Origin of the sequence: Colwellia hornerae (assembly GCF_007954355.1) — a bacterium.
In the GTDB taxonomy this organism is placed as follows: Bacteria; Pseudomonadota; Gammaproteobacteria; order Enterobacterales; family Alteromonadaceae; genus Colwellia_A; species Colwellia_A hornerae.
In genome coordinates this window covers 1-14093 of sequence record NZ_VOLR01000021.1, presented here as the reverse complement: position 1 = coordinate 14093, position 14093 = coordinate 1, and the positions used below count along the sequence as shown (strand labels likewise).

Sequence of the window (14093 nt, the reverse complement as noted above, 5' to 3'; positions counted from 1 at the left end):
CCGACTTTTCGGATAGGACGCATTATGTCATCAGTACCGACAAAATTAGAAAATTTTTTAGCGGATGATCAGCTAACTAAAACACAAATAATAGATCTTATTGCTTTAGCAATAAAAATTAAAAACCACCCTGGCGATTACAGTAAAGCCTTAGCGGGTAAATCTGTAGTGATGATTTTTGAGAAACCTTCATTAAGAACGCACGTAAGTTTTGACATGGGTATTAACAAATTAGGCGGCCATGCGCTATATTTAGGTCAGCAAAATGGCAAACTAGGCGAGCGCGAAAGAGTCAGTGATTACGCTAAAAATCTTTCTTGTTATGCCGATGCTATTGTTGCGCGTGTTTTTGAAAATAGTGCCATTGAAGGTTTAGCTGAGCATGCCAGTATTCCGGTGATCAATGCCTTGTGTGATATTTATCATCCGTGCCAAGCGTTAGCAGATTTTGTTACCTTGCAAGAGCATTTTGTTATAGGTAAAGGCACAGACTTAACAAAGGTCAAGCTCGCTTATATTGGCGATGGTAACAATGTTTCCAACTCGTTGATGTTTATGGCTGCAATCTTAGGGGTTGATTTTACCTTGGTTTGTCCGGCCGGACATGAGCCAAAGAATGATTTATTTGAAAAAGCAAAAGCTTTTGCAGATAAGTCAGGAAGTAAGTTGGTACTTACCTCAAATATTGATACTTTAGGGCAGCAAGATGCTATTTATACCGATACTTGGGTATCAATGGGCTTTGAAGACGCCAGTAAAAAAGCGGCACTTTTAGAAAAGTTTGCCCCTTATCAAGTAAACCATCAAATGATGAAAAACAGTGGTGCCAGTATTGTGATGCATTGCCAACCAGCACACTTAGAAGAAGAAATAACAACCGCACTTTTTGACAGTGAAATGTCGGTAGTTTTCCAAGCAGCAGAAAATAGAATGTGGGCACAAAATGCGGTACTGGTTACCTTATTAGCTAAATAATAGCGTAGAAAATATTAGGTCAGCAGCTGAAATACATTCAGTATGACAATTTATCAAGATTAGGTAGGAATAAGACAATGGCTTTAGCAAAAAAACAAATCAAAAAAGTAGTATTAGCATATTCTGGTGGATTAGATACCTCAGCGATTATCCCATGGTTAAAAGAAAATTATCAAGGCTGTGAGGTTATCGCGTTTTGTGCTGATGTCGGTCAAGGTGATGAAGAGCTTGAAGGCGTTAAAGAGAAGGCGATTGCTTCAGGAGCATCTGAATGTTACGTAGTTGATCTTAAAGAAGAATACGTAAAAGAGTATATTTACCCCATTTTAAAAACCGGTGCAGTATACGAAGGACAATATTTATTAGGTACGTCAATGGCACGACCTATTATTGCTAAAGCACACATAGAAATTGCTCTTAAAGTGGGTGCTGATGCCGTGTGTCATGGTTGTACGGGTAAAGGCAACGACCAAGTTCGTTTTGAATCTTGTTTTGCTGCACTAGCGCCAGAGCTTACTGTTATCGCGCCATGGCGTGAGTGGGACATGGTCTCACGTGAAGACTTACTTGATTATCTGGCCGAACGTAATATTCCTTGTGCGGCGTCATTGACTAAAATTTACAGTCGTGATGCGAATGCTTGGCATATTTCTCATGAAGGCGGTGAGTTAGAAGACCCTTGGTGTGAGCCATCAAAAGAAGTCTGGACCATGACGGTTGATCCGATGGATGCGCCAGATGAGCCTGAAAAAGTACAATTAAGCTTTGCTGACGGTGAGCTGGTGGCTATTGATGGTATAGACTTCTCTGGTAATGGCCAGGAAAACAGTGCGGGTGCTTATCAAGCGTTAATGTATTTAAATGCCAAAGGAGCTGCCCACGGTGTCGGTAGAATCGATATTGTCGAAAACCGTTTGGTTGGTATGAAATCTCGTGGCTGCTATGAAACGCCAGGCGGTACTATTTTAATGGCGGCTTATAAAGGCCTAGAATCGCTTATTCTCGATAAAGAATCGCTTAAATATCGTGAATCTGTTGGCCTTGAATTTTCACACGTTATTTATGATGGTCGCTGGTTTACCCCGCTGGCTAAAGCTCAATTGGCTTCTGCTGCCTCTTTTGCCGAAAAGCTAACCGGTGATGTTGTTGTTAAATTATATAAAGGCATGGCGCAAGTGATACAACGTCGCTCGCCAAATAGTTTGTATTCTGAAGCGTTTGCTACTTTTGGTGCTGACGATGTTTATGACCAAAAACATGCCGAAGGGTTTATTCGTTTATTTAGCTTGTCGAGTAGGATCACCGCACTTTCGCAAAAAGATACTGTGTTAAAGCATAAGGAAAAATAGTCATGGCTTTATGGGGCGGACGCTTTAAAGAAAAAGCGAGTTTACAATTTAAGAAGTTTAATGACTCATTGCCGGTAGATTACCGCATGGCAGTGCAAGACATTGTCGGCTCAATCGCTTGGGCACAGGCTATTCATGAAGTAGGTGTTATTGACGGTGATGAACTTGTTCGCTTAACGGCAGCGCTGCAAGAATTAAAAGCGTCGGTAGAAGAAAATCCGCAACAAATATTGTTGTCTGATGCTGAAGATATTCATAGTTGGGTAGAGATCCAGCTAATTGAAAAAACCGGTGACTTAGGGAAGAAGCTTCATACCGGGCGTAGCCGTAATGACCAAGTAGCGACTGATTTAAAACTCTGGTGTAAAGAAAAGGGCGGCGATTTACTGTTTGCTCTTGTTAATTTACAACAAGCGATGATGAATTTAGCCGAACGTGAAAAAGATACGGTATTACCGGGTTATACCCATTTACAAAGAGCGCAGCCAATAACTTTTGGTCACTGGTGTTTAGCGTATGTAGAAATGTTTAATCGTGATATCGGCCGTTTAAAAGATGCGCTTTATCGTTTAGATGTTTCGCCACTCGGCTCTGGCGCCTTAGCGGGTACCGCGTATCCGATTGACAGAAACGCACTGGCAAGTCGTTTAGGTTTTAGAACTGCCACCATGAACAGTCTTGATGCCGTTTCTGACCGCGATCATGTCATTGAATTGTTGGCCTCAGCCAGTATTTCAATGATGCATTTGTCACGCTTTGCTGAAGATTTAATTTTTTATAATTCAGGTGAAGCTGGGTTTGTAGAAATGAGTGATTTGGTGAGCTCGGGTTCATCATTAATGCCTCAGAAGAAAAATCCTGATGCCTGTGAACTTATTCGTGGTAAATCAGGGCGTGTTTTTGGCGCTTTAACGGGAATGTTAACCACCATGAAAGCGTTGGCGCTTGCCTATAATAAAGATATGCAAGAAGACAAAGAAGGTTTATTTGACGCGCTCGATACGTGGCAAGAATGTATGGAAATGGCCGTACTTGTTGCTGATGGTTTGAAAGTAAATCGCTCAAGGACATTGGCGGCGGCCCAGCAAGGCTATGCCAATGCCACTGAGCTTGCTGACTATCTCGTCGGTAAAGATATTCCATTTCGTGAAGCACATCATATTGTTGGTGAAGTCGTCTTAGCCGCTATTGATAAAGGTGTACCTTTAGAAGACTTAACGATAAGCCAACTACAAGCATTCAGCGATAGAATTGAGCAAGATGTTTATCAGCATCTTTCTATTGAATCGACGCTTAATAAACGTGAAGCGCTCGGCGGTACTTCCCGTTCACAAGTTGAAAAAGCGCTGGCGACTACGCAGTCTGGCAATGAAGCTATCTTAAATGAGCAAGTTGTTGGTGCGCCAGGTAAACAAAGAATTCAAAGGGCATTAAAGCAAGTAAAACAGCGTTTAAACGCCCAGCGTGCTGCCGCGATGTCGGTTCGTCGAGCGAGAATGTCTGATGTTGACAGTATTTATCAACTGACTAATTTTTGGGCCGATAAAGGTGAAATACTGCCACGGTCACGTGACAATATTATTCATGACATTCAGAATTTTGTTGTTGCTGAGCTTGACGGTAAAGTTGTTGGCAGTGCATCACTGTATATCTATCAAACAGGTTTAGCTGAAATACGCTCAGTTGTTTTACAAGATGATGCTCAGCAGCAAGGTCAAGGCAAAGCACTTATTCAATATTTGTTAGAGTTCGCTTATCAAATGGAATTAGAGCAAATTATTGTTTTAACTTATATTCCACAATATTTTCAGCAACTTGGTTTTAACTTAATTGATAAAAGTTCACTAGCAGATAATATTATTGAAGACAGCGAACCTAGCCCGCATAAAGACCCTGCTGACGAAGTCGCTATGGAATACATACTCAGTCAGCCTCAACAGGCATAATTTCAGTAGTCGTTTAAACTGATTTAGGCAAAGTATTCACGTTAGCTAAAATCGTAAGCGCGCTTAGCGCTTGCGATAAACAAATAGGTAGTTACAACTCAGATAATGGATAGCATCAATAATAACGATCAAAATTATGTTAAATGGTTTAGAAATGCTGCGCCCTATATTAATGCGCATCGTGGAAAAACAGTGGTACTTATGTTTGGTGGCGAAGCCGTGCTTCACCCAAATTTTGCCAATATTATTCATGATATTGCTTTGTTGCGTAGCTTGGGTGTTAAGTTAGTTTTAGTTCATGGCGCTAGACCACAGATAGAAGAACGTATGGAGCAGCGTAACATTACGCGTCATATTGAAAATAATATTAGAGTCACCGATGCTGAAACCCTGGTTGCGGTAAAGGATGCAACCGGTTCATTGCGCTTGCATATTGAGGCTTTGCTCACTATGGGCCTAGTTAATTCGCCTATGCATGGTTCGCGAATTCGGGTTAGCACCGGAAACTTTGTTATTGCTAAACCAATAGGGGTGCGTGATGGCATCGACTATAAGTATACCGGGAGCGTAAGAAGAATCGATGCGGTCGGTATTCATACTCAGCTTGATTATGGCTCGATAGTGGTATTATCGCCGATTGGTTATTCTTCTACCGGCGAGGTATTTAACTTAGCCCTTGAAGATGTTGCCACTAAAACAGCGCTCGCCCTTAAAGCGGATAAATTAATTACCTTTACTCAAGAGGATGGTTTAATTGATGAATCCGGTGAGCTTATTCGTAGTTGTAGTGTGCGCCGAGTTAAAACATTATTGGATGATAAAGATTGTCATGTCCGACAATTATTACTACGAGCCATTATTCAGAGCGGAGAAAATGGTGTAGAACGTTGTCATTGCGTGAGCTACCAAAGTGACAGTGCTTTATTACAAGAGTTATTCACCCGTGATGGCGCAGGTACTTTAATAGCCAAAGATCATGCAGAAGAAGTTTGTACGGCCAGTATCGATGATGTCGGTGGTATTTTAGAACTGATTGCACCTCTAGAAGAGGAAGGTATTTTGGTTAAACGCTCGCGTGAACTACTTGAAGTTGAAATTGATCGCTTTACGGTACTTAAAAAGGAAGATGTTATTATTGCTTGTGCTGCTTTATATCCTTATCCCGAAGCAGGTTCAGGTGAAATAGCCTGTGTGGCGATTCACCCCGATTATCGTAATGGTAATCGCGGCGAGCGCTTGATGAATGCCTTAGAAGTTAAAGCTTTTGAGCAAGACTTAAGCTCTTTATTTGTCTTAACAACGGTCAGTGGTCATTGGTTTCGTGAACAAGGTTTTATTGAAAGTTCAATGGAAGATTTACCTGAAGGTAAAAAACAGCTCTATAATTTTCAACGAAAATCTAAGGTCTATATTAAACATATTTAGTTAAATATATTACAGTATTCAGTTCAACATTTGATCATCTGCAAGAAAAAATGCCGCTTTTAAAAGCGGTATTTTTGTTTTTTAGCTGAGCTGTAAATGCTTTGTGTTTGCTTTTATCAAGATTAAAAGAGCTTTATTCTTGATAAAAGCGTACTTATGTAACAGTAATGTTTCATATTCGTTACTTTTAGGGCATATTGTTCGCCGCGCTCATTATTTGTTTGTAAGGCTTATAGTTTTCAATGGTCATATTTAGATTTTTAGTCACTTTTTTAATTTCTGCTGTGATTGCTTTACTGACTTCTTTTACCCTTAAAGCGCAAACTGATTTCGCACTCGAAAGTGGTAATAAATTTACAGCAACGTTGTTATCTGAATATGGTCAAATAAGTAACTTTCTTAATCAAGGCAATGATGAAGAAAGTACTGGCTACATAAAAATTGCACCGTCCATTTTTATTCAGACACAGGTCTCACGACATTTAATACAAATGGCAGCAAAGGTCAGTCATTATCAATTTAGCCAGTTTAGTGAAGACGACCATAATGACTTATTATTTCAACCGAGATATTTCTTCAAACTCGATGATAATAAAACCCTGTTTGCCGATATTAAGTTACAAGAAAGCTATGAGTACCGCGGTACCGCACTGTCTTTAGGTGAAGCAGAATCGCTAACAAGCGGAGATGATAAAAAAACAGTTGCTGCTAATATAGGCTATTTATATGGCCAAATTGACTCAGTGGCGAGATTAAAACTTTCAATCGGTCAACAAGACTTCCGTTATAAAACAAGAAGAGCAGAAAATAAGGCACTTGACCGTGTTGATCAAAGCGTATTGGCTAGTGTTGATTATTTACTCTCGGGAAAGACATATTTTGCTGTCGACTTAGCTTATACCCAGTCAGACTTTCAATATAATAGACCGTTAAATAAAGATGTATATGCGGTATTAGTTGGTATGAAGTGGCAATCGACAGCGATCACTCAACTGCAAGCGTTAATCGGTTATCAAAGGTTAACTTTTGAAGAGACATTGTTTGCCAGCGATACTCGCTTTAAATGGCGAATTGATATTAATTGGCAACCGATACGTTTTATAAAAATGAACATAAACACCGAACGAAATTATGAAACCACTAACCGAATTGCAGACAGTTACCGCATTGTTGATAGCACTAATTTACAAATAACTCATCAACTTACCGATTACTTTCAAACGTCGGCGCTTGTAGGGTACAGACAAGAAGAGATAGTTTATCTTGATAAAACGGCTAGTGAAGAATACTTGTACTCAGAGATAAAGTTGAATTATCAACGTAATGATTGGTTAACTATTTTTGCTGGGTTTACTTTTAAAGAACTTACAGCAAGTAACGATAGGCTAAATAATCAGGGTAACAGCTTATCGTTAGGCTTTAGTGTTGTGCTTTAGTGTTGGATAAAAATATGCGATCTTTTTTAGTATCACTGATTTTAATGCTTTGCAGTTTTTTTTGTGGGGCAAGTAATTATTTATTGGGTCCGGGCGATCAAATACATATTGTTGTCTACGGCGAAGACGATTTAACAACCGATGTGAAGATTGATAAATCTGGTTTTATATCTTTTCCCTTTTTAGCTGATATACAAGTGATAGGTTTATCGACCAAGAAGCTGGAAACCACGATAAGAAAAGGCTTGTTAGGAGATTATATTGTTGACCCACAAGTGTCTGTTTCTGTTGCTATCTATCGGCCGTTTTTTATTCATGGACAAGTTAAGCGACCGGGAGGCTATCCTTATCAAGATTATTTGACCTTGGATAAAGCCATTGCAATAGCGGGAGGATTATCCAATAGAGCGTCGACGTCCAATTGGAAAGTAACTCGACTAGTTAAAGGCGTTAAAGTAACGCTAGCAGGAAATGTTGCTACTGAAATTCATCCTGATGATATGATAAAAATAGAGCAAAGTTTTTTCTAAAATAAAAATAAAAATTGAAAAGGATTTTCGACAAATTTTATTAGCCGTATTTATATGTGGTTGTTAAAAATAATAATGAGCAGTAATGTTAAACGATAATCAAAGCATAAATTTTAATGCCCAAAACCAAGAGATAGATTTAAAAGAAGTCTTAAGACCGCTTTGGTCTCGACGGTGGCAGATTGTCTTCTTTACTTTACTCGTTTCATTAATAGTCGCGTTTTACGTTTCACTGCTTAAACCTTCTTTTAAAGCAACGGCTATTTTACAAATAGGCAGCAATAAACCCTCTAATACCTTATCGATTAATGACGCCTTTAATGAATCTAGTGCTAGTAAAGAGCAAGTTAAAACCCAGTACGAATTATTAAAGTCACGAAAATTTGCTGAGCGCGTTATTGTTAGCTTAAATTTGGTTGAACATCAGGAATTTAATAGTGGTAAATATAATGACAAAATAAGCTTTTTCGCTAACATTGGAAAGAGGAGTATCAAACCAACAGTCAGTAGTTTGATATCAACGTTTGAAGGTCGTTTAACTATTTCACCTATTGCCAGTACCGAACTGGTTAAAATAAGTTTTGTTGCACACTCGCCAAAATTAGCACAAGAAGTCGCTAATCAAATTGGTCATACTTATCTTCAATATCAGGACGAAATTCATAGCGCGTCAAAGGAGTCAACATCACAATGGCTGGTTGACCAACTTGAAGAATTAGAAAAGAAGCTGGAAACATCAGAGCAAGCACTACAAGAATATCGTGAAGCCGAAGGTATTGTTGATATTTTAGGGATTGCTGGCCTAGTGAGCTCTGAATTAACTGAGCTAACTTCTTCAGCAATTCGAGCTGAAAAAATCAAAGATGACCTAGAAGTTACTTATCAAAGCATGCAAAATCGACGAAAAAATACCGCGCAACTACTTGAACTTCAGGAAATTAGTCAGCAAAGTGATCTTGTACAATTACGGCGTGCAGATGAAAAAGCAGCACGTAAAATATTTGAGCTGTCGAAGCGTTATGGACCTAAACACCCCAAACATATTGCCGTGCAAGCAGAACTAGAGTCACTACAAAAAGGTATTGTAGAGCTTGTTGATGAAATTGTTATTTCTATTGAAAAAGACTACTTAAACTCTTCCGAAAAAGTTAAAGCGACTAAGAATCGCTTAGCAATTGCTAAAGTTGATTACTTACGCTTAAGTCGCTTACAAAATAAATTTTCACAATTGCAGCGCGAAGTAGATACCAATAAAGAACTTTATAATAATTATTTAGTCCGCTTAAAAGAAACTGACGCTATGGGTAATTATAAAGCGAATTTTTATGTACGCTTTATCGATAAAGCCATCATACCACTTAATAGATTTGCTCCCAAAAAAGCATTAATAGTGATTCTTAGCTTTATGTTATCGTTTGCGGTTATTGCTATTATTATTATTATGCGTGAGCTATCAATGGATACGCTAAATTCACGTCGAAAACTTGATAGCTTTACTGAAGCCCCCGTTCTTGCTATTTTGCCGAAGTTTCAAGCACCCAATGCAGAAAAAAAGGGTGATCCCTATTACACCGATAATCGTTTTACCGAAGCAGTACGTACCTTAAGAACCTCTTTATTGTTTAATGGTGAAAGTAAGCCAGCCAAAATAATTGCGATAACATCCTCTGTGCCAAGTGAGGGTAAGTCGACCGTGGCACTTCATTTAGCGCGTTCGTTTAGTGAAATGGAAAAGGTCTTGCTTATTGAAGCGGATATGCGACATCCAACCGTAGCGAAAAACATGAACTTGAGCCCTTATCGTCCAGGACTATCGAATTTATTAGCCAAAACACATCAGATTAATGAATGTATTATCCGTGATAAAAATTTAAAGTTAGATATTTTAACCTCAGGTATTTCTCCTGCTAACCCGCTGGTTTTTTTATCGATGAAGCGCTTTAATATGCTGATTAAAGTGTTTGGTAATTTTTATGACCGGATTATTATTGAGACTCCTCCGGTAAATGCTGTTAGTGATGCAGCAATTATTTCTAAACTCGTTGAAACGGTTTTGTATGTTGTTCACGGTGAAAAAACTAAACGTGAGCAAATTACCACAGGTTTACGTATGCTCAAGCAAGTTAATGCGCCCATAGCAGGTATTATTATTAATCACAGCCAAAGTATTGATTCTGATAAGTACCAAAATAAGTACTACAACGAACGAGCTAATAATATTGTCAAACTGCCAGTACGCAAGCAAGGTTAGTGCTTGTTTAGGTATCAATAGCCAAAACACTCAATATTAGCAGGCATTATTAATCACAGCCAAAATATTGATTCTGACAAGTACCCAAATAGGTATTACAACGAACGCGGTAGTAAATTAATATTGTCAAACTGCCAGTACGCAAGCAAGGTTAGTGCTTGTTTAGGTATCAATAGCCAAAACACTCAATATTAGCAGGCATTATTATTAATCACAGCCAAAGTATTGATTCTGACAAGTACCCAAATAGGTATTACAACGAACGCGGTAGTAAATTAATATTGTCAAACTGCCAGTACGCAAGCAAGGTTAGTGCTTGTTTAGGTATCAATAGCCAAAACACTCAATATTAGCAGGCATTATTAATCACAGCCAAAGTATTGATTCTGACAAGTACCCAAATAGGTATTACAACGAACGCGGTAGTAAATTAAGATTGTCAAACTGCCAGTACGCAAGCAAGGTTAGTGCTTGTCTAGGTATCAATAGCCAAAACACTCAATATTAGCAGGCATTATTAATCACAGCCAAAGTATTGATTCTGATAAGTACCAAAATAAGTACTACAACGAACGCGGTAGTCATTAATATTGTTAAATTGCCGGTGCTCAAACAAGGTTATTATTATTCTCGATATTAAGCACTTCCGCTTATTGAAAACTGCGGTAGAATAAGGGTAAGTTTTTACCAGTACCTACTTCTGCTTATAATATGAAATCACTGCAACAATTTTCCCTACAAAAAAATAATAGTTTTGCTGTCGACACAGTGACCCCCGTTATCTATTATCCAAAAAATGATCAAGACTTGCAGCTATTAGCTACCGTAACTAGTGGATGCTTTTATATTTTAGGAGAAGGCAGTAATACGCTATTTGTTGAAGACTTTACGCCAGTGATTATTAAGCCTGAGTTTTTAGGGATTCATGTTAAAGAAACAAATGACTATTATCAGGTCAATGCCGCGTGCGGTGAAAATTGGCATGACTTAGTCTGTTTTTGTATTAATAAGGGCATTAACGGCTTAGAAAACTTAGCGCTTATCCCTGGTAGTGTTGGCGCTGCACCAGTACAAAATATTGGCGCTTATGGTGTCGAAATTGCTGACTTTATTGAATCTGTCACTTGGTTTGATTTTGCTGAAAATAAATCACAGCACTTGTTTAAGGCTCAATGTCAATTTGGTTACCGAAATAGTATTTTCAAACAACAGCTAAAAAATAAAGGCATCATCACCGATATTACTTTACGTTTTCCAAAAAACTGGCAGCCAAAACTTAACTATCAAGGGCTAAAGGACTTACCTGAAAATACGAGTGCTAAAGCTATCATGAATGCGGTGATCGCCATAAGAAACAGTAAACTGCCTGACCCTAAGGTCATTCCAAACGCGGGCAGCTTTTTTAAAAACCCCTTGGTCAGTGCAGCACAATTTTTATCTTTAAAAAATAATCATCCAACCATCCCTTATTACCGACAAAGTAACGGTAGCGTTAAATTGGCAGCAGGCTGGTTAATTGAAAAGTCAGCGTTAAAAGGCTATCAAATGAGTGGCGCAGCCGTGCACGATAAACAAGCGTTAGTGCTAACCAACCTTGACTCAGCTAGCGGGTTAGATATAAAAAATCTTGCTATTTATGTGCAAAAAACTGTTTTTGACCTTTTTGCAATATGCCTTCAGCCTGAAGTAAGAATGATCGCAGAGCAGGGCGAAGTTACCTTAGGAGCTATAAACTGATTATGGCAAAAGTAATACGAGAACAGTTAATACAATACTTAGCCAATGGACAATTTGTTTCTGGTCAATGGCTAGGTGAGCAGCTAGGGGTTAGTCGGGCCGCAATATCTAATCATATCGCTTCGCTAATTGAGATGGGGCTTGATATTTATAGTGTGACCGGAAAAGGCTATAAACTATCTGAACCATTAACACTATTAGATGAAAAAGAAATTCAACAAAAGCTAAACGAATGGGGTCAGAAAAATAAAGTTGAAGTGCATAATATTATTGACTCAACCAATAGCTATTTACTACGTCGTTTACCCAATCAAAATCATAATTTACAAGTATGTTTAGCTGAATATCAAGATGCAGGGCGCGGTCGGCGTGGTAGGAAGTGGATTTCTCCCTTTGGTTCTCACATCTATATGTCGATGTATTGGTATTTAGAGCAAGGTATGGCGGCAGCTATGGGATTAAGTGTAGTTTCAGCATTGGCGGTCAGCGATGCGATTAAAGAACTTTATCAAATTGATGTGCAGTTAAAATGGCCCAATGATATTTATTTTGGTGGTGTTAAGCTCGCGGGTATTCTAATCGATTTGGATGGGCAGGCACTTGAACCCTGTCATTGTATTATTGGTATCGGTTTGAACATCAACATGCCACAAAAAAGCGCTGAACAAGTCGATCAACCTTGGACGGACTTGCAAGCAGCCATTACTAAAAATACAAGCAAGAGTGACGATAGCGTTATAAATACCATTGACCGAAATGCTTTAGCGGCGACGTTAATTTCCAAACTTTCATTACGGCTACAACAGCATCAACATGAGGGGTTGCTGACCATGGCCAATGAATGGGCCAAGCAAGATTTTTATTTCAATAAAGCGGTAAAGTTGATCACCGGCACGCGTGAAAAGAAAGGTATTTGTCGAGGGATTAATAACCAAGGCGCTTTGTTGCTAGAAGTTGATGGTCAAATTAGCCCGGTTTATGGCGGAGAAGTTAGCTTAAGGGCAGACTCATGAGATTATTAGTTGATATTGGCAACACTCGCACTAAATACACCTTCGAACAACAAGGTGTATTATCAATGATTCAAAGTGAACGAAATGAAGCCATTAATGAAAAGTGGCTAACTAGCCTTACAGAATCAGTAGAGTCGATTGTAATTGCGAGTGTTAGCGAAGCCTATATAATTGACGTTTTTATAAGCTATGCTCAGCAACATAATATTGAATTAGATATTATAAAAAGTGAAAGTAAACGCTTTGGCGTTACCTCAAGTTACCAACAACCGACAACGTTAGGTATTGATAGGTGGTTGACGTTACTCGCCACTAATATTTTATATCCCGATCAAAATGTCCTTATTGTTGATGCAGGAACAGCAACAACTATTGATTTACTCAATAATAAGGGGATGCATTTAGGCGGTTGGATTTTACCGGGTATCGATATTTTATTTAATAGCCTTTTATCAAATACCTCACAAGTATTGGCAACTCAAGAGCATCAAGGCAATATTTCTTTTGGTAAAAGCACCTCTGATGGTGTTAATAATGCTTGCTGGGCAGCAACACTTGGCTTTATTGAACAAGGCATCAAACAAGCGAGTAAAGAAGTGTCATTAGATAACGTCTTACTCACTGGCGGTAATGCTGAAAAAGTAGCGGCTTTATTAAACACGCAACATCGTATTATAAATGAGCTAGTCTTTATCGGCATGCAACGATTTTAAGTCACTTATGGCAAATTATATCGCTAGTTTGTGGCAACATTTAACGTTAGGCGATTAAAAAAACATCAAATGATTAAAAACATGGTTTTTTTTTGTTTTTAGGCTTGCAAGGGAGAAAACATTCCACTAGAATTCGCACCACTTAATGTAGTGCCGACTTAGCTCAGTTGGTAGAGCAACTGACTTGTAATCAGTAGGTCGCCAGTTCGACTCCGGCAGTCGGCACCATTAATAAAATTGTTGTAAAAGTATTGGAGGGGTTCCCGAGTGGCCAAAGGGATCAGATTGTAAATCTGACGGCTCAGCCTTCGGTGGTTCGAATCCACCTCCCTCCACCACTTTGCAATAATGAAGATAGAAAAGCGGACGTCGTATAGTGGTAATACCTTAGCCTTCCAAGCTAAAGCTGCGAGTTCGATTCTCGCCGTCCGCTCCATCTTTAAGTGATTGCTGATATGGCTCAGTTGGTAGAGCGCACCCTTGGTAAGGGTGAGGTCGGCAGTTCGAATCTGCCTATCAGCACCATTCCTTAAGATTTCTATCTCACTAAATTTATTTTATTTTTGTTAATTTATTTCAGAGGCATTACATAATGGCTAAAGCAAAATTTGAACGTTTAAAACCGCATGTAAACGTTGGTACTATCGGACACGTTGATCACGGTAAAACTACTTTAACAGCTGCTATCTCTGCAGTATTAACTAAAGTACACGGTGGT

At 38.8% G+C, this 14093-nt stretch carries 11 protein-coding genes and 4 tRNA genes; all 15 read left to right on the top strand.

Annotation, left to right across the window (positions count from 1 at the left end; genetic code table 11):
* The first annotated feature begins 24 nt into the window (after positions 1-24).
* Entirely contained in the window at positions 25-975 is a 951-nt protein-coding gene (locus ESZ26_RS14340; protein WP_146800153.1) for an ornithine carbamoyltransferase, read from the top strand.
* Between the two features lie 77 nt (positions 976-1052).
* Positions 1053-2324 (top strand): argininosuccinate synthase, encoded by a 1272-nt coding sequence (locus tag ESZ26_RS14335; RefSeq protein ID WP_146800152.1) that lies wholly within the window; start codon positions 1053-1055, stop codon positions 2322-2324.
* 2 nt (positions 2325-2326) lie between these two features.
* Positions 2327-4270: an argininosuccinate lyase gene (gene argH / locus ESZ26_RS14330; protein WP_146800151.1), complete on the top strand. Its 1944-nt coding sequence runs from the start codon at positions 2327-2329 to the stop codon at positions 4268-4270.
* A 105-nt stretch (positions 4271-4375) separates the two neighbouring features.
* Positions 4376-5695 carry an amino-acid N-acetyltransferase gene (argA, locus tag ESZ26_RS14325; protein ID WP_146800150.1) on the top strand — a complete coding sequence of 440 codons (1320 nt, stop codon included), beginning with the start codon at positions 4376-4378 and terminating at the stop codon, positions 5693-5695.
* 242 nt (positions 5696-5937) lie between these two features.
* Positions 5938-7131 carry an outer membrane beta-barrel protein gene (locus ESZ26_RS14320; protein ID WP_146800149.1) on the top strand — a complete coding sequence of 398 codons (1194 nt, stop codon included), beginning with the start codon at positions 5938-5940 and terminating at the stop codon, positions 7129-7131.
* Between the two features lie 14 nt (positions 7132-7145).
* Positions 7146-7661 carry a polysaccharide biosynthesis/export family protein gene (locus ESZ26_RS14315; protein WP_146800148.1) on the top strand — a complete coding sequence of 172 codons (516 nt, stop codon included), beginning with the start codon at positions 7146-7148 and terminating at the stop codon, positions 7659-7661.
* Between the two features lie 85 nt (positions 7662-7746).
* The gene (locus tag ESZ26_RS14310; protein WP_146800147.1) at positions 7747-9912 is read left to right on the top strand and encodes a GumC family protein; all 2166 of its coding nucleotides are present in this window, start codon (positions 7747-7749) and stop codon (positions 9910-9912) included.
* A gap of 711 nt (positions 9913-10623) precedes the next feature.
* On the top strand, positions 10624-11649 hold the full coding sequence (gene murB / locus ESZ26_RS14305; protein ID WP_146800146.1) for a UDP-N-acetylmuramate dehydrogenase: 1026 nt from the start codon (positions 10624-10626) through the stop codon (positions 11647-11649).
* 2 nt (positions 11650-11651) lie between these two features.
* Positions 11652-12662: a bifunctional biotin--[acetyl-CoA-carboxylase] ligase/biotin operon repressor BirA gene (gene birA / locus ESZ26_RS14300; protein ID WP_146800145.1), complete on the top strand. Its 1011-nt coding sequence runs from the start codon at positions 11652-11654 to the stop codon at positions 12660-12662.
* Positions 12659-13375 carry a type III pantothenate kinase gene (locus ESZ26_RS14295; protein WP_146800144.1) on the top strand — a complete coding sequence of 239 codons (717 nt, stop codon included), beginning with the start codon at positions 12659-12661 and terminating at the stop codon, positions 13373-13375. The genes birA and ESZ26_RS14295 overlap by 4 nt, the downstream gene beginning before the upstream one ends.
* A 152-nt stretch (positions 13376-13527) precedes the next feature.
* A tRNA-Thr gene (locus ESZ26_RS14290) sits at positions 13528-13603 on the top strand.
* 25 nt (positions 13604-13628) lie between these two features.
* Positions 13629-13713 (top strand) — tRNA-Tyr (locus ESZ26_RS14285).
* Between the two features lie 24 nt (positions 13714-13737).
* Positions 13738-13811 (top strand) — tRNA-Gly (locus tag ESZ26_RS14280).
* Between the two features lie 13 nt (positions 13812-13824).
* Positions 13825-13900: transfer RNA gene (locus ESZ26_RS14275), tRNA-Thr, on the top strand.
* Between the two features lie 67 nt (positions 13901-13967).
* On the top strand, positions 13968-14093 hold a 126-nt coding region (locus tag ESZ26_RS14270; protein WP_244947087.1), incomplete at its 3' end, for a GTP-binding protein.